Genomic DNA, 15,941 nt, shown 5'->3' with positions numbered 1-15,941 from the left:
CCGAAAGGTTGTACACTTCATTTGCGGTCCTTTCCGGACTTTCGTCCTATTTTCGCGATGCTGCGGTCGCAGCCCGCTTTCCAGACAATCGCGGTACAGGCAAAGCTCACGGGTCGGCGAACTCACAGAATGCGCAACGAAGCAGATTTTCGCTGTAGCTGCACCAAGGCCCGGTTGTGGAACTTGCCATTGCTTTGGTGCTGAGCCGAACTCACGGCAGAATGTTTGCTTTCATTGCGTGTATGTCATCAGCCAGTTTTTGGCCGAAGTTCTGAGTTATCAGAGACGCCGGGCGATGAGCGGGGGTGAGAATTGAAACACTGCTGCTGATTCTCGGGCTAAAGCGGCGAAATACGATACCACCGGTACCGTGCAAGGGATCGTTGCAGCTAAAAGCTGTAATCAAATCGCAAATCAAATAGCACAGGCCCGCTTTGACAAACTGTAACCCTGGTAAGAATGTCCGCAACTCGAACCTGCGCTCAAAACTCTTTCCAGTGTTCTTGAAGGCCGCAGAGGTCTGAAGGAATGTCGGATGCTCTGAAAAAAGTGTTGCCAGATTTGCGCCATCCAGGTCCTCTGTTGAAATCAGGGATTTTGCAGCCAGCGGGTCCGAAGAAGGCATGGCACAAAGGCATTCCAGGTCGAAATCTTTCTGATGAATTGATTTTCGTGGCTCAGGTGTTTCGGTAAACCCGAGATCGTATTGCTGCGAGGCGATCAGTTCCTCGATGACTTTGGATGAGCGCATCATCAACGAGGCCTTGATAGCGGGCTTGTCTTGTAAAAACTGGCCGAGAACACTTGGCATGAAGAACCCTGATGCGGCTGGGTGGCAAGCGACGCGCAGGCGCCCACGCTTCAGGTTCGATATTTCCTGTAAAGTGTTCGTGGACTGTGTAAGCCGCGACAGGACGGCCTCGGCCTCTTCCAGAAAATAATGAGCTTCGGGCGTCGGTGTCAGCCGGCCATGCTCTCGTTCGAAAAGTCGAAATCCGATCTCATTCTCCAGGCCCGCAATCATCGCGCTGACCGATGGTTGCGTGCGCCCGAGCGTGCGCCCGGCTTCGGAAATGGACCCAGTGCGGAGCACTTCGCGAAATGTCGTGAGTTGACGGATTGTCAGGTTCATTTGGTTGGATCCCCGGTTAGGCCATAGATGCAAACTATGGATATAACGTAATTTCCAATTTGCTTCTATGGAAGACGAGAAAGTAGGTATTGCGACGACGGACAATCACGTCGCGAGGGAGGAAATGGAGCGTTTCGTAAAATACCTGCTGACCAGCATCATTTGCATCGTGGCATTGGGCCAGTTTGTTCAGGTCATCACCCGCTATGTTCTGCAAATACCGGTGATGGGGCTTGAGGAAACCATGGCCTACCCGGCGCTGTGGCTCTATGTCCTTGGGGCGGTAAACGCCTCGCGGGAAAACACTCATATCCGCGCGAATGTGCTTGAGATCTTCCTGAAAACCCCGCGCCAGCACGTCATTCTGGCGATCATCGGCGAAGTGATCAGCCTGATTGTCGGGCTCTGGCTGCTGAGTTGGTCCTGGGAATTCACCCGCTATTCCTGGCGCGTCTGGAAAGAGAGCCCGACGCTCTACATTCCCACATTTTATGCCGAGGTGGCTCTGACCATCGGTCTGGCGCTGATGATGATCTACACGGCGATCCATCTGGTCCGCCACATTCTTGGATATGATACTGACGAGGAGATTCACCTTGGTTGAAGTCGCCCTGCTTGCCGTCGCTGTCCTGGTGATCCTGCTGACCCTCGGGGTGCCGTTGCCCTATTGCTTCGGCGGTGCGCTGATGGTGATGTATTTCATCGGCGGCGCCACCATGAAGGGCAACATGCTCTGGGGATTCCAGCAACTTGGAAACCCGATTTTGCTGGCCATTCCGCTATTTGTTCTGGCCGGATCCATCATGAGCGAGAGCGGTATAGCCGCCTCTCTGTTGCGCTTCGTCAGTGCCTTTATCGGCCACGTGCGTGGCGGTCTGGGTGTCGTGGCAGCGGTCAGCTGTGCAGTAATCGGGGCGATCTCGGGGTCCGGCCTGACCGGTATCGCGGCGATCGGACCGCTGTTGATCCCGGAAATGGAAAAGCGCGGCTATCCCCGCGAATACGCGACCGCGCTGATTGCCAATTCCTCGATCCTTGGTCTGCTGATCCCACCCTCGGTCACCATGATCATCTACGGCTGGGTCACCGACACATCGATCCTCGCCTGTTTCCTCGCGACGCTTGGGCCGGGTCTGTTCATCATGTTCAACTTTTCAATGGTGAACCTGTGGATGTCGCGCAAGTTCAACCTGATACTGGATGAAAAGCCCTCGTTCAGCGAACTCAGCAGCGAAGTGGCAAAACGCGGCGTTCACGCCTTCCCCGCACTGTTGATGCCGGTAATCATCCTGGGCGGCATCTATGGCGGCATCATGACCCCGACCGAAGCTGCAGCAGTAGCGGTGATCTATGCACTGCCCGTCGGCTTTTTGGTCTACAAGGGGCTCAGGTGGGAAAACTTCCTGATGGCCGGTAAGGAATCCGCAACCGCCGTCGGTGCCATCCTGCTGATGATCCTGTTTTCGATGATCCTGAGCCAGATGTATGTGATGGAGGGCATCCCGCAGGCACTGGTCGCCTCGATTTTCGAGATCACTGACAACAAGGTTCTGCTGCTTATCCTGATCAACATTATGCTGTTTCTGGTTGGCATGGTCGTGAACGACGTCACCGCAATCATCCTGATAGCACCGCTGCTCTTGCCTCTGATGAATGCCATTGGCGTCAGCCCGGTGCAGTTCGCCGCGATCATGGGGGTTAACACCGCGATGGGGGGCGTAACGCCACCCTATGCTTCGATCCTCTATCTCGGGGCGCGGATCGGCAACGTGAAGGTCACCAAGGTGATCCCGCCCGCGATGATCCTGATCGTGACCGGTTATGTGCCCGTGGTGTTCCTGACATCGCTCTGGCCGGACCTGTCGCTCTTCCTGCCCAGACTCTTTGGCTACTGATCTTGAACCAACTAAACCCAAACGGAGGAAACCCAATGAAACGCATGATGATAACTGCCGCAACCGGAGCGCTGATGGCGCTGTCGACCACCGCGATGGCAGCTGACCTGAAGATGAGCCATGTGCGCCCGCAAGGTACGACGATCGACGTCGAGCTGAACGCCTTTGCCGCCGCCGTGGAGGAAGCAACCGGCGGTGACGTCAACGTCAAAATTTATGCCGCCTCAGCATTGGGCGACTATACAACAGTGCAGGAACGTATCTCTGTCGGCGCGGTCGACATGGCGACCCAGCCGGCCGCCGCTGCAGCAGACCGCAAGATGCAGATCAGTTCATTCCCCTACCTCGCCGGAAACTGGGAACAAGCCCGCGCGATCTACGGCCCCGGCGGAGTGGTGCGTGAAACCATGGATGGGCTTTACGCCAATCAGGACATCACCATGCTGGCCGCCTATCCGGTTTACTTTGGTGGCATCGCGCTCAACACCGATGCAGTGTCGCCGGGCGATCCGTCGGTCGATAACGGCATCAAAGTGCGGGTGCCCGGCATCAAGAGCTTCCAGCTGACCGGCGATGCATTGGGCTACATCCCCGCGCCCATCCCGTTTTCCGAAGCCTTTACAGCGGTACAGACCGGCGTTGTTGACGGTGTGATCGGCTCGGGTGCCGAAGGATACTATGCCTCGTTCCGCGACGTGACCAAAACCTACATCCCGGCCAACACCCATTTCGAAGTCTGGTACATGATCATCTCGAATGAATCCCTTGCCGGTCTGGACGCCGAGGATCAGGATGCGCTGAAAGCGGCCGCGGCAGAATTTGAAGCGACGCGCTGGACCGTGGCGGAAGCCGACCAGAAAGCCAACGAACAGAAACTGGCCGATCTGGGTGCCACCATCGTCTCGCTGAGTGACGCGGAACTGGCCGCGATGGCGGCCAAGGTTCAGGCAGAAGTCTGGCCGGTCGTACTCGAAGACGTGGGCGTGGAATGGGGTCAGGCGATCCTTGACAAGGTTTCCGAGTAATCGGCCTCTCGTCTGATACAATCCGGGGCGACAGCTTTTCAGGTCGCCCCGGCTCTACTCAAACCTAAGTTCAGAAACTGAGATCATGGAATCCGACTTTGCAATCATAGGCGGTGGTGTTGTCGGCCTGTCTGTCGCATGGGGCCTTTTGAAACGCGGCAAGCGCGTTCTGGTTCTTGATGGTGGCGACGGCAGCTTTCGCGCCAGTCGGGGAAATTTTGGACTTGTCTGGGTGCAGTCCAAGGGCATGAAGCAACCACGTTATGCCACGTGGAGCCAGCAATCCGCTGCAGCATGGGCCGGGTTCGCCGATGAGCTTGCCGACGCGACCGGATATGACATGTCGCTAGAGCAGGCGGGCGGCTACGACTTGCATTTCTCGGAAGACACGCTGACGAAAACGGTCACTCAATACGAGGAGCTGAAGGCGAAGCTGGACGGCAATTACCCATATGAAGTTTTGGATCGGAAGGCGCTCCTGACGGAGGAGCCAGAGATCGGCCCGAAAGTCGTCGGTGCGATCCTTCATCATCAGGACGGCCACGTAAATCCATTGAAATTGCTGCGGTCTCTCGCCGACGACGTCAGGCGGCTTGGTGGACAGGTGCAGAACGAAAAAACTGTCACCGAAGTTGAAAAATCTGATGTCTTCACCATCACCTGTGCGGATGGAGCCCGGGTGCAGGCCAACAAGGTGATCCTTTCCGCCGGTTTGGGCGCGATGGATCTTGGGCCCAGGCTGGGCTTCAAAGCCCCGATCCGGCCACAACGCGGCCAGGTTTTGATCACCGAAAAGCTGCCAAAACTCATCAACCGCCCCTCGCTGATCGCGCGGCAGGTGGATGAAGGCGGCGTCCAGATCGGTGCCACCAACGAAGAGATGGGGCTGAACGATGGGGTCACCCAGCCTGGCCTCTCCGGTCTCGCCTTGGAGGCGATCGCGGCCTACCCGGTGCTTGCCAGGGCGCAGCTCGTGCGCAGTTGGGGGGCTCTGCGGATTCTGTCGCCTGACGGCCTGCCAATCTATCAGGAAAGTCCCGAAATGCCCGGCGCCTTTCTGGTCACGTGCCATAGCGGCATCACCCTTGCGGCGGCTCATGCCCGTTTCTTGCCCGACTGGCTGGAAGGCACCAACGCCGCCCCGGATCTGGAGGTGTTCAGTGAAGACCGCTTCGTCGTTTCTTGAGTTGGAGGAAGGGCGCCCGCTGGTTCCAGTATGGTTCGAGGGCCGGGAACTGCAGCTGCCCAAAGGTTCAAATCTCGCGGCCGCAATGCTGGCCGCCGGTGTAGGGACGTTCAGGTACACACCGGTATCGGGCGCTCCACGCGCGCCATTCTGCATGATGGGGGCCTGTTTCGACTGCCTCGTCGAGGTTGACGGTGTGACCCGTCAAGCCTGCATGCTCGAAGTCACGGACGGGCTGCGCTTGTCGATGCCGCGCAAAGGAAGGGATGTGACCGATGCAGATAACTGATCTTGTCATCATCGGGGCTGGCCCGGCCGGGATGGCCGCGGCCGCAACCGCCGCAAATGCTGGCCTGCATGTTATCCTTCTGGACGAGCAGCGCCGTCCCGGCGGGCAGATCTACCGCGATGTGGATCGGGTCGCACCTATCAGGGGCGAACTGCTGGGTAAGGACTATATAGACGGATTGCCCCTCACAGCCGGGCTGGATCACGGCAACATCACCCATATCAGTGGCGCGGTGGTCTGGTCGATCGAAGAGGGAATTCGGGTGCTCTACACCGCTGACGGAAGAGGGGGCGCAATCGAAGCGAAACGCATCCTCATCGCCACAGGAGCCCTGGAACGCCCGATGCCACTGCCGGGCTGGACCCTGCCTGGCGTGATGACAGCGGGGGCGGCACAGATTCTGTTGAAGCAATCCGGCGTCCTGTCAAAAAACGCGGTTCTTGTCGGATCAGGACCGCTGCTTTACCTGATCGCCGCGCAGATGATACGAGCGGGCACACCGCCGCTGGCACTGGTCGAAACGCAGACAAGAGCGGATTTTCTGCGGGCTCTTCCGCATTTGGGTGGAGCCCTTCGCGGTTGGCGATACCTGTTCAAGGGGTTGACGATGCTATCGGAAATCCGTCGTGCCGGGGTACGCCGCTATACTTCCGCGACGAATATTTCGATTGAAGGAGAAACTTCCGCCGACGGCATCCGCTTTATTGCGGGGGGAAAGCCCCGACATATTCCTTGCGACACAGTGCTCTTGCATCACGGTGTCGTACCTAACACACAGGCGGCCCGCTCCATTGACGTGGCGCATCACTGGGATGCACGGCAGCATTGCTTCGTGCCGAACCTCGATGACTGGGGCGGGACTAATGTCGAAACGGTCCATATCGCCGGTGACGGCGCTGGCATCGGCGGCGCGAAGGCAGCCGCATTGGCAGGCCGCCTTGCAGCGTTGAAAACGGCCGCCGATCTGGGTGCGATTTCGACGATCGAGAGGGACACCGCCGCCAAACCAATTCGGCGGCGCATCGCGCGGGAGTTGGCGGTACGCCCTTTCCTTGACGCCGTCTTTCCACCCGCAATCGAAGCCACAAAGCCCGCCGACGCGACTATCATCTGCCGTTGCGAGGAAATCACTGCCGGAGACATTCGTCGCCATGCCGGAATCGGCTGTGTGGGTCCGAACCAGGCCAAGGCCTTCAGCCGTGCCGGAATGGGACCATGCCAAGGCCGGTATTGCGGACTGACTGTGAGCAGCCTGCTGGCCGAAGCGAACAGCGCTACGATGGACGAAACCGGATACTATCGGATCAGGCCACCGTTGAAACCCGTGACTCTCGGCGAACTGGCAGCGATGGGCGGTTCGGTGAACAGCGCAACCAACTAAGAAAGAAGCCTTCATGATCGAACGTATCAACACCAGCCAACGCATGAGCAAGATCGTCAAGCACAACGGCGTCGCATTTCTCTGCGGGCAGGTTGGCGAAGGAGCCACAGTGGCCGAACAGACCCGAGAGTGCCTGTCTCGCGTCGATGCGCTTCTGGACAAAGCGGGTTCGTCGCGGGAACAAATGTTGCAAGCGATAGTCTGGTTGTCCGACATGGCCGATTTTGGCGAGATGAACGACGTTTGGGATAGCTGGGTTCCCACCGGGCACGCCCCGGCTCGCGCTTGCGGCGAGGCAAAGCTCGCTCGGCCGGATCTGAAAGTCGAGATCATCGTCACCGCTGCGTGTAATGCATAACGGTAAGCGGCTTGGAAAAGGCAGATACTTTTCACTTCGAGTTTAATAGATCGACGTGTCTAGAATGAACCTAATTTGAACCTGACTAAGTCTTCAATGACAGGAAAACCAACCGCGGACCTACTGATTACAATCCAGTTGATTGAATGTCGGCTCTTTCAATTCGCGCTGTTAATATCACGGTTGAAGCGAATGACGGCTTCCCGCCCTTCGTGCCGTTTTTCAGCCCCCTACCCTTCCCGGCCCAATTTTAGCCAATAGCGCGTGTACCGGAGTTCACCCGTTCTGGTCAGAGCTCCCTTCTCTACCAGATCCTGCAGATCCCGTGTCGCGGTGGCGCGCGACGTTCCTGTGATCGAGATATAGTTCTCGGCACTCAACCCGCCTTTGAAACCGTCCGGCCCAGCCTTGAACAAACGCGCGATTACCTTGCTTTGGCGGGCGTTGAATTGATCACGATGCCGGTCATAGAAATGCGTCTTGGCTATAAAGAAGCCGACCCGTTCAAGCGTCACCTGCTGTGCTTTAAGGACTGTCTCGGCAAACCAGATAAGCCATGGTGTGACGTCCAGTGTCTTTTGGTGGCGTTCGAGTTGGTCGTAGTACGCCTTACGCTCTCGCTCGATCGTGAAAGCAAGCGCTATAAGGCTTGGCTGACCAATGTTTTGTGCCAGGGACTTTTCAGCCAGCGCCCTGCCCAACCGGCCATTGCCGTCTTCAAAGGGGTGAATGCTCTCGAAAAATAGATGGCTCAATCCGGCTCGGATCAGTGCCCGCAATGGTTCGGGACCATCCGGTGCAGTCCGGTTAAACCAGGTTACGAACTGGTCCATTTCAGTCGGAACCTGATGTGAAGGTGGTGCTTCGAAATGCACCGTTGGGCGGTCGAGCCTGCCTGAGACGATTTGCATCGCATCCTCATGGCTCCTGTATGCTCCAATCGTTTCCAGATGTCTGTCATGGGACAAAAGCATGTCATGCCAGCGAAACAGGGTGTTGTGTGATAGCGGCTCTGAGTAGGTGGAGTAGACATCCACCATCATTTCGGAAACGCCCTGCTCACGCGGTTTGGATGGATAGCTGTCGGGAGCCAATCCAAGCTGCCGACGCAAGGAAGATTGCACGCTGAGCCGATCCAGCATCTCACCTTCGATCGCGCTGGTTTTCATCGCTTCTTCACTCAGCAAGTCGATTCGTAATTGGTCACGATCCGATGCGTTCACATGATGTACCGCTCCAAGAACTTCTCCTGAAGACAACAGGAACTGTTGCTCGTACGGTTCGAGCATTGCAGCATCATAATGAAATGACGGCCAGTCAGGGTTCTGCCAGTTCCACATCGTGAGGTATAAGATTCCTGTCTATAACTCATTATTTATGCGTTTGTGACGTATAGGCGTCAATCCTATCGCTCACCTTTTTCGAACCGTTCAATGCGAAAAATGATTAGAAGGGTAGTCTGACGACGGTAAATCTATTTCCGCTTCACAAATCCTACGAAGCATTGGAGGTCCGCGATAGCATTGCCTTTGGAGACAGTTCTCCCTTTTCGATCTTAGCCAGCAATGAATGCAAGTAAGCCCCCGGAGACTGTATTTTTTCAACACGTTGAAGGATGTATCCGAGAACGAAGAAACGAATAGCTGGGCCATAGTTGTTTTAATAGAGTAACGGAACCCTTTCAGGCACGGCAGCGAGGATGGCATCTTCATGCCGGTCGCTTAACCGGATCAGAACACCCAAACAACTTGGCAATCCCTCTGCAGGGGTTTGCCGAACTGGTCCGATCCCCCTTCCCCTTGGGGATGCGGCTGGCTAAGAAGTTCCTCCAGACTTTTTCAGGAGGCCCCCTTGGACCGCATCGCCCGCACCATCGCCACCGAGATCAACGCCCGCCCCGAACAGGTGGGGGCAGCGGTGAAACTGCTGGACGAAGGGGCCACCGTCCCCTTTGTCGCCCGCTACCGAAAAGAGGTGACCGGTGGGCTGGACGATACCCAACTGCGGACGCTATCCGACCGGCTGACCTATTTGCGAGAGCTTGAGGCCCGGCGTGAGACAATCCTGGGCTCGATCAAGGATCAGGGCAAGCTGACCGACGATCTGGCCAAATCTATCGCGCAGGCCGATACCAAGGCGCAGTTGGAAGACATCTATCTGCCCTACAAACCCAAGCGCCGCACCAAGGCGATGATTGCACGGGAAAACGGGCTCGAGCCGTTGGCCGATGCCATTCTGGACGACCGCTCCGCCGATCCCGAAGTTTTGGCGCAGGGTTATATGACCGAGGCGGTCCCGACCACAAAAGATGCGCTGAACGGCGCGCGGGACATCATCACCGAGAGGCTGACGGAAAACGCCACCCTTTTGGGCGAGCTGCGCGATTTCATGCAACGCGAGGCCCTGCTGGCCTCAAAAGTGATCGACGGCAAGGAACAGGAAGGCGCGAAGTTCAGCGACTATTTCGGCCACACAGAGCTTTGGTCGAAAACCCCGTCGCACCGGGCGTTGGCGATGCTGCGGGCCTCGAAGGAAGGGATCGTAACGCTGGACATCGCGCCCGAACCCGAAACGGGCGCGGCGCGGGCCGAATCCATCGTCGCTGCACATCTGCAAACGCGCGGCGACGGCCCCGGTGATGTCTGGCTGCGCAAAGTGGCCGGATGGACCTGGCGGGTGAAACTGTCCCTGTCGATGATGGTTGAGTTGATGGCCGACCTGCGCAGCCGGGCACAAGACGAGGCCATTCAGGTTTTCTCTCGCAATCTCAATGACTTGCTGTTTGCCGCACCGGCCGGAGCGCGGGCAACCCTGGGTCTGGACCCCGGAATTCGCACCGGCGTCAAAGCGGCCGTTGTTGACGCCACCGGGAAGGTGGTCGCAACCGATACACTTTACCCGTTTCAGCCAAAGAATGACCTGCGCGGTGCACAGGCCACCATTCTGAACCTGATTGCCGCGCACAAGATCGAACTGATCGCCATCGGCAACGGCACCGCCAGCCGCGAAACCGAGAAGATGGTGGCCGACGCGCTGAAGCTGTTGCCCAAAACTGTTAAAGCCCCGACCAAGGTGGTTGTGTCCGAAGCTGGCGCCTCGGTCTATTCCGCCTCGGAACTGGCCGCGCGCGAGTTTCCCGATCTCGACGTTTCCTTGCGCGGTGCCGTATCCATCGCCCGCCGACTACAGGACCCGCTGGCCGAACTGGTCAAGATCGAACCCAAATCGATTGGCGTCGGCCAGTATCAACATGACGTGGATCAGCACCGCCTGTCGCAATCCCTCGCCTCGGTAATCGAGGACGTGGTGAACGCTGTGGGCGTCGATCTGAACACGGCCTCAGCCCCCCTGCTCTCTCACGTCTCTGGCCTGGGTCCCGGGCTGGCCGAAGCGATAGTGCTGCACCGCGACCTGAACGGCGCGTTTCAATCGCGCAAGGAACTGCTGAAAGTGGCCCGCCTTGGCCCCCGCGCTTATGAGCAATGTGCGGGCTTTTTGCGCATACGCGACGGGTCGGAACCTTTGGATGCGTCCTCGGTTCACCCCGAAGCCTATGACGTGGCGCGTCGGGTTGTTTCCGCTTGCGGGCGCGATATCCGACAGATCATGGGGCATGACGGCGCTTTGAAAGGATTGCGAGCCGAGCAATTCGTCAACGACACTTTCGGGCTGCCGACCGTTCGGGATATCTTTGCCGAATTGGAAAAACCCGGCCGCGATCCAAGACCGAGTTTTGTCACCGCCTCATTCACCGATGGCGTCGAAGAGATCACCGATCTGAAACCGAGTATGGTGCTGGAAGGTACAGTCACCAATGTCGCTGCCTTTGGTGCCTTCGTGGATATCGGCGTGCATCAGGACGGGCTGGTGCATGTCAGCCAACTGGCGGACCGGTTCGTCAAGGATCCGCATGAGGTGATTAAAACCGGACAAGTTGTCAAAGTCACCGTGGTCGAAGTGGATGTCCCCCGCAAACGGATCGGCTTGACGATGCGCAAAGATGGCGGTGCCTCGGCACGTGAGGATCGCGCCAACCGTGGACCGAAAAAGAGCTTTGGCGCTACAAATGCCAAAGGTGCACAACGCGCAAAATCTGACGGTAATGCGCACAACAGTGCATTCGCGGATGCACTCAAGTCGGCGATGAAGGATCGGTGAAGTTCTAAGGGGCTGTTCACGGCCCCTACTTCCGACGCTTAGGTGAATGCGTCGGGCTCAAGTTCTTCCCAGAAATCGAAGATGGCGTTGGCGTTCAGACCCGAACGCCAACCATGGGCGCGGAAATGCTCCCGGTCCAGATCATTGTCGAGCCCTGCAAGAAACAGCCGTTTGTCCGCATCCCTCTGTGTGGGGTTTCGCCGCGAAACCAGCTCTTCGACGATGGACAATCTACGTGACCGCTCGGCCCGTTCCGCTGCGCGCGCGGCATAGGCCTGATCTTCCCGCGCCTTTTCGGCGTCGCGCACGCGCGCGGCCTCAACAGCTTCGGGACTGGGCTCAGCCGGCGCTTCCTTCTCCGGCGGCTGATAGTCGTCCCGCAACGCGGCGGACAAATAGCCAACCGTAGATTTCACATCGCCCTGCCCACTGACATAATCCAGCTTCTGCTGCACGTAGTCCTCGCCATGCTCAGCGATCCATTGGCGTGCAAGTCGATCCGATACCCCCTGCTTGCGCAGCGTCTTGTAGACCTGCAGGTTGCGAACGCCATCGCTGTCGTCGATTTCGAACATCGCCTTTTGCGGGTTGCCCTTGATCAGAAACCGGATATCGGTGACCGTGCGTCCCTTTTTCTGAAACTCTGGCTCGATCAGAATGTCCGAGCTCTTGTTCACCTCGGCAACGGCAGGCTTGATGATTTTCGCGTTCAGGTGCTTGAAGCTGCTGTAATAGTCGCTGCCATCGACTCCCATCAGCTTGCGGAACACATCCAGCGCCCACCATCCCGTCGACCCTGTCCGAACAAAACGATAGCAATTCTCATAAAGCGCCAGACCATGGCCCGAGCTGAAGTTCCTTTGGATCTGGACATTGATCAGCGCATAGATCTTCGGGTCATAGAGTTTCTGGGCCAAAGCCGGAGAATAAGCGTACTCGCAAATCCCGTTCTTTAGCTTGGCAAAACTGAGCAGCGAGGACACACCCCATTCCTGCCGACCCTGTTCGTCCAGCATATCCCACTCTGCGACCGTTTCGGCCAGTGCTCGCAAGCTGGCGCGCAGCGTATCGAAATCGTTGGAGTTGTAGCCTACCATCATCGCAAGGGTGCGGGCGTCAATCGTGTGCGTCGGCGCAGAGGTCAGCGCGTCATAGGCATTTAGCAACAGGACATTGGACAGCTTACGCTGCAACAACGTAAGTTTGCCGCTGATGTGAATCGCGGCGACGTTTTTCTTGACCGTCTCCCGGCGCAAAGCCCCGGAAAGCTGATCCATATCCAATTGTGTATCCGGCATGATTCTGCCTGACTGCTCGTTTTTTAGATATCTGACATGAAAAGTACCTGCGGATCAAATCAATTTGGGTACCCAAATACAGGAATGAAGGAATCCCGTATCCGGGTACCTTGCGCCAAACTCAGAGAAGTTATCCACAGAACTGACCCATGAATGCGCCTCAATTGGACTCTGGCACCGAAATCCTCACACCGAAAGGTCCGAATTTAGGGTCTAATCTGCCCAAGAATTCAACACCCTGCGAATCGGCACCCTTCTTCCCGGAAACCGGGGCCTTTTGTCCTGTATATGGGTCCTTTTGGTACCGGAACCGGGTACCTTTTGTCCCGTATTCAGGCACCTAGAACACCCTTACCTATTGTTTTATATATGTTTTCTTGGCGCAAAGATTCTAAAACTTCTAAAAATAATAAACTCTTTGTTGCCCTCAGTGTTCCTTATTCTTTGAGTTTCGTGGCGAAACCGGGCGCCAAGGCCATATTCTGTGGAAAACCCATTTTCAAAGGATAGCCTCAACGCAAAATGTTCGCTATGTTGAGCAATATACGCCGGTAAGGCGAACATTATCTGAGGCATCGACAGTGAATAAATCTACCCAACCTCCTCTGCCGCCCTATTTGAACCTGGATCCCGAGCTTTCAGCGGAGAAGCTGCCTGATCCTATCGGGACCTCTCGATTCGCAAAAGCGGCTACCTTCTGTGCGAAGGGGCGCGAAGATCTGGCCCGTCGGGGATATGCCCCGGATGGTGAGAAAAGACTGCGCCGATTCTCGATTTGGGAGATCACCAAATACTTGATCCCAGTGGCTCCGGCTCATTTGCGCCGCGTTCTGAAGGCCAACCCGGACCTGCCCCAGGGTGAGGGTGAGGCCGGATCGAAATGGTTCACGTTGGAAGAAGTGCTCACACTCAGGAAGCACTTCGCCGCTGAAGGCGTCAGCACCAAGGAATATTTGCCCTACCGACCGGAAGGGTTGCCCGCCAAAGTCGTTGCCGTTGCCAATTTCAAAGGCGGTGTCGGCAAAACCTCGACCGCGGCGCATCTGGCCATGTCTGCTGCGTTGGACGGGTACAAAGTGTTGGTCGTCGATCTGGACAGTCAGGGATCGATGACCTCCATTCTGGGCGGCAATGTTGCGGATGAATGGCAAACGGTATTTCCACTGATTGCGAAGGATTACGCACGGGCCGTGCAGGAAGAAAACAGGGTAAGGGATGCTGCGGGCCAGCCGGAAATTCCCCTGGATGAGACCCTGCAGGAGGCACTGAATACCCTGCCCCGCGATGTCATTCAAAAGACGCACTGGCCCAATATCGATCTGATCGGCGCCCAGTTGAACCTTTATTGGGCCGAGTTTCAGATCCCGGTCTGGCGCATGGGGCTGCGCAGTTGGCCGCTGTGGGACGGTTTGACCAATTTCCTGCACGATGAGGGCGTTCTGAACGATTACGATATTGTATTCCTCGATACGCCTCCTGCACTTGGGTACCTAACGATCAATGCGCTGGCTGCTGCGGACATTCTGTTGGTTCCCCTCGGCGCGTCATTCCTGGAATTTGACTCGACGGGTCGGTTCTTCGACATGCTCTACACGACTTTCGCAAGCATTGAGGACGGTGAGAACGCGGCGCAACGGGCGGCGGGTTTGCCCGAACTTAAGTTTGAATGGGATGTAGTGCGGGCGATCATTACCCGGTTTGACGCCAGTCAGCAGACGGATATGGCCAACGTCATCCAGGCCTATTTCGGCGATTTCATGAACGCGTACCGACAGGACTATACGGCATTGGTCGGGCAGGCCGGCGAACAGGTGAACGGCATCTATGAGGCCGATTACAGGGATTTCAACCGGGACACGTACGTAAGGGGCCGGGAAACTTTTGACCGCACCTATGCCGAATTTAAACAAGTTCTGATCGGCTGCTGGTGGCGTGACGCTCAGATGGGAGGAGAAGCAGATGGCTAAGCGCAGAAGATTGACCGCTCCGGATACTGCGGAACTGGAACAGCTTGAGGCCGGTTTCGCCGCGAAACCCTCAATCAGCCCGTTTGAGACCAAATCCTCGACGCCCCCGATTGCTCAGGTTGCGGCAGAAGCCGCGACATTGAATGGTATGACCGCTGTCACGGATCGTCTGGCACTGGCTCAGGATCAGGGGGATGCGGCGCGGTGGCGCGATGCTCAGGACGCGGGATTGGTGGCGGAAATGCTGTCACTGGATCAGATCGATGCGGACTTCATTCGCCGCGACCGGATGGTCGAAGACGAAGAGGCCATGGCCGAGCTACTGGAATCGCTGCGTGTCCATGGCCTGCGTACCCCAATCGAGGTGACACGGGATGGGGGCAGCTACGGTCTGATCTCTGGGTTCCGTCGCCTGAACGCCTTTCGGCGCCTTGCGGAAACGGATCCGCGTTTTACTGAAATCCCGGCCTTCATCCGCGAGGCAGGTTCGGGGCAGGGCGCTTATGTGTCCATGGTCGAGGAAAACGAGCTCAGGTCAAACCTCAGCCCTTATGAACGCGGTCGCATTGCGGTGCTGGCTGTGGGGCAGGGGGTATTTGCGTCGACCGAAGCGGCCGTCGATGTCCTGTTTGCAGCGGCGTCCAAGGCAAAACGATCCAAGGTTCGCAGCTTTGCGATGGTGCACGAAGCGTTGGGTGACCTGTTGCAACATCCCGTTGCTTTGTCCGAAAAGTCTGGCTTGAAACTTGCCTCGGCACTGCGGGACGGCGCACAGACCAAACTGCGTCAGGCACTGGCCGGGGTAGGGGAACTGGATCCGAAAACGGAATGGGCTTTGCTGGAAGCCGCGCTGAAAACGTCGCCCGCTCCGTCAAAGGACAAGGCGCGGGGGGGGCGTCCACAGCAGGTCCAGCGGCTGTCGCCTGTCGCCCTTTCTGGGGGAGGCGATGTCATCGCCGAGGTTTCTGCCGGAGAGCTGCGCATTCGTATTCGTGGCAAAGAGGTCTCTGCCGAAGACGCGCAGAACATCGTAGAGCAGCTTGCCGGATACCTCGGAGAGTTTCGCAGCGAAACCTGAGCCTGGACCAAAGCACCTGACGATACGATTAGGGCTAGTAGTGCGCAAAATGCTATTATTTTGCGCATGTAACCAAAAGGTCGCCATATAACAGGTCGCCAAGATTAATTTCTGTTGAGCGGGGAACCCAACATAAGTGGGTTCTCTTGCAGACTTTTCACCATTGACCCTCGT

The 15,941-nt window shown here is 57.2% G+C and carries 14 protein-coding genes; 10 read left to right on the top strand and 4 right to left on the bottom strand.

Annotated elements, in window-relative coordinates; genetic code table 11:
- Positions 1-211: 211 nt before the first annotated feature.
- On the bottom strand, positions 212-1,132 hold the full coding sequence (locus GOX88_RS12460) for a LysR substrate-binding domain-containing protein (RefSeq protein ID WP_170402029.1): 921 nt from the start codon (positions 1,130-1,132) through the stop codon (positions 212-214).
- A gap of 124 nt (positions 1,133-1,256) precedes the next feature.
- On the opposite strand from GOX88_RS12460, the gene GOX88_RS12455 reads away from it, so the two are divergent.
- The 7 genes from GOX88_RS12455 (at position 1,257) to GOX88_RS12425 (ending at position 7,266) form a co-directional block, all read left to right on the top strand.
- Positions 1,257-1,736, top strand: coding sequence for a TRAP transporter small permease (locus GOX88_RS12455; protein ID WP_170402240.1), 480 nt, complete (start codon positions 1,257-1,259; stop codon positions 1,734-1,736).
- The gene (locus GOX88_RS12450; RefSeq protein ID WP_170402026.1) at positions 1,729-3,027 is read left to right on the top strand and encodes a TRAP transporter large permease; all 1,299 of its coding nucleotides are present in this window, start codon (positions 1,729-1,731) and stop codon (positions 3,025-3,027) included. Before GOX88_RS12455 ends, GOX88_RS12450 begins: the two co-directional genes overlap by 8 nt.
- Positions 3,028-3,062: 35 nt before the next feature.
- Positions 3,063-4,052: a TRAP transporter substrate-binding protein DctP gene (dctP, locus tag GOX88_RS12445; protein ID WP_170402023.1), complete on the top strand. Its 990-nt coding sequence runs from the start codon at positions 3,063-3,065 to the stop codon at positions 4,050-4,052.
- Between the two features lie 85 nt (positions 4,053-4,137).
- Positions 4,138-5,238 (top strand): NAD(P)/FAD-dependent oxidoreductase, encoded by a 1,101-nt coding sequence (locus tag GOX88_RS12440; RefSeq protein ID WP_170402021.1) that lies wholly within the window; start codon positions 4,138-4,140, stop codon positions 5,236-5,238.
- Positions 5,213-5,527, top strand: a complete 315-nt coding sequence (locus GOX88_RS12435) for a (2Fe-2S)-binding protein (protein ID WP_367647785.1) — start codon at positions 5,213-5,215, stop codon at positions 5,525-5,527. Before GOX88_RS12440 ends, GOX88_RS12435 begins: the two co-directional genes overlap by 26 nt.
- Positions 5,514-6,908 carry an NAD(P)/FAD-dependent oxidoreductase gene (locus GOX88_RS12430; RefSeq protein ID WP_170402015.1) on the top strand — a complete coding sequence of 465 codons (1,395 nt, stop codon included), beginning with the start codon at positions 5,514-5,516 and terminating at the stop codon, positions 6,906-6,908. Before GOX88_RS12435 ends, GOX88_RS12430 begins: the two co-directional genes overlap by 14 nt.
- 13 nt (positions 6,909-6,921) lie before the next feature.
- Complete coding sequence (locus GOX88_RS12425; protein WP_170402012.1) at positions 6,922-7,266, top strand: RidA family protein; 345 nt, start codon at positions 6,922-6,924, stop codon at positions 7,264-7,266.
- A gap of 230 nt (positions 7,267-7,496) precedes the next feature.
- On the opposite strand, the gene GOX88_RS12420 is transcribed toward GOX88_RS12425, so the two are convergent.
- Positions 7,497-8,606, bottom strand: coding sequence for a Fic family protein (locus GOX88_RS12420; RefSeq protein ID WP_170402009.1), 1,110 nt, complete (start codon positions 8,604-8,606; stop codon positions 7,497-7,499).
- 154 nt (positions 8,607-8,760) lie between these two features.
- The gene (repC, locus tag GOX88_RS23445) at positions 8,761-8,907 is read right to left on the bottom strand and encodes a replication initiation protein RepC (RefSeq protein ID WP_170402238.1); all 147 of its coding nucleotides are present in this window, start codon (positions 8,905-8,907) and stop codon (positions 8,761-8,763) included.
- 210 nt (positions 8,908-9,117) lie between these two features.
- Here repC and GOX88_RS12410 point away from each other — a divergent pair, with 210 nt between their 5' ends.
- The gene (locus GOX88_RS12410) at positions 9,118-11,424 is read left to right on the top strand and encodes a Tex family protein (protein ID WP_217354222.1); all 2,307 of its coding nucleotides are present in this window, start codon (positions 9,118-9,120) and stop codon (positions 11,422-11,424) included.
- Between the two features lie 38 nt (positions 11,425-11,462).
- On the opposite strand, the gene GOX88_RS12405 is transcribed toward GOX88_RS12410, so the two are convergent.
- Complete coding sequence (locus GOX88_RS12405) at positions 11,463-12,722, bottom strand: replication initiation protein (RefSeq protein WP_170402006.1); 1,260 nt, start codon at positions 12,720-12,722, stop codon at positions 11,463-11,465.
- Between the two features lie 581 nt (positions 12,723-13,303).
- On the opposite strand from GOX88_RS12405, the gene GOX88_RS12400 reads away from it, so the two are divergent.
- Positions 13,304-14,689 carry an AAA family ATPase gene (locus GOX88_RS12400; RefSeq protein WP_170402004.1) on the top strand — a complete coding sequence of 462 codons (1,386 nt, stop codon included), beginning with the start codon at positions 13,304-13,306 and terminating at the stop codon, positions 14,687-14,689.
- Positions 14,682-15,767, top strand: coding sequence for a ParB/RepB/Spo0J family partition protein (locus tag GOX88_RS12395; protein WP_170402001.1), 1,086 nt, complete (start codon positions 14,682-14,684; stop codon positions 15,765-15,767). The genes GOX88_RS12400 and GOX88_RS12395 overlap by 8 nt, the downstream gene beginning before the upstream one ends.
- The last annotated feature ends 174 nt before the right edge of the window (positions 15,768-15,941 follow it).

The organism is Ruegeria arenilitoris (assembly GCF_013030985.1).
Lineage (GTDB): Bacteria > Pseudomonadota > Alphaproteobacteria > Rhodobacterales > Rhodobacteraceae > Ruegeria > Ruegeria arenilitoris_B.
This window is presented reverse-complemented; position numbering and strand designations above follow the sequence as displayed.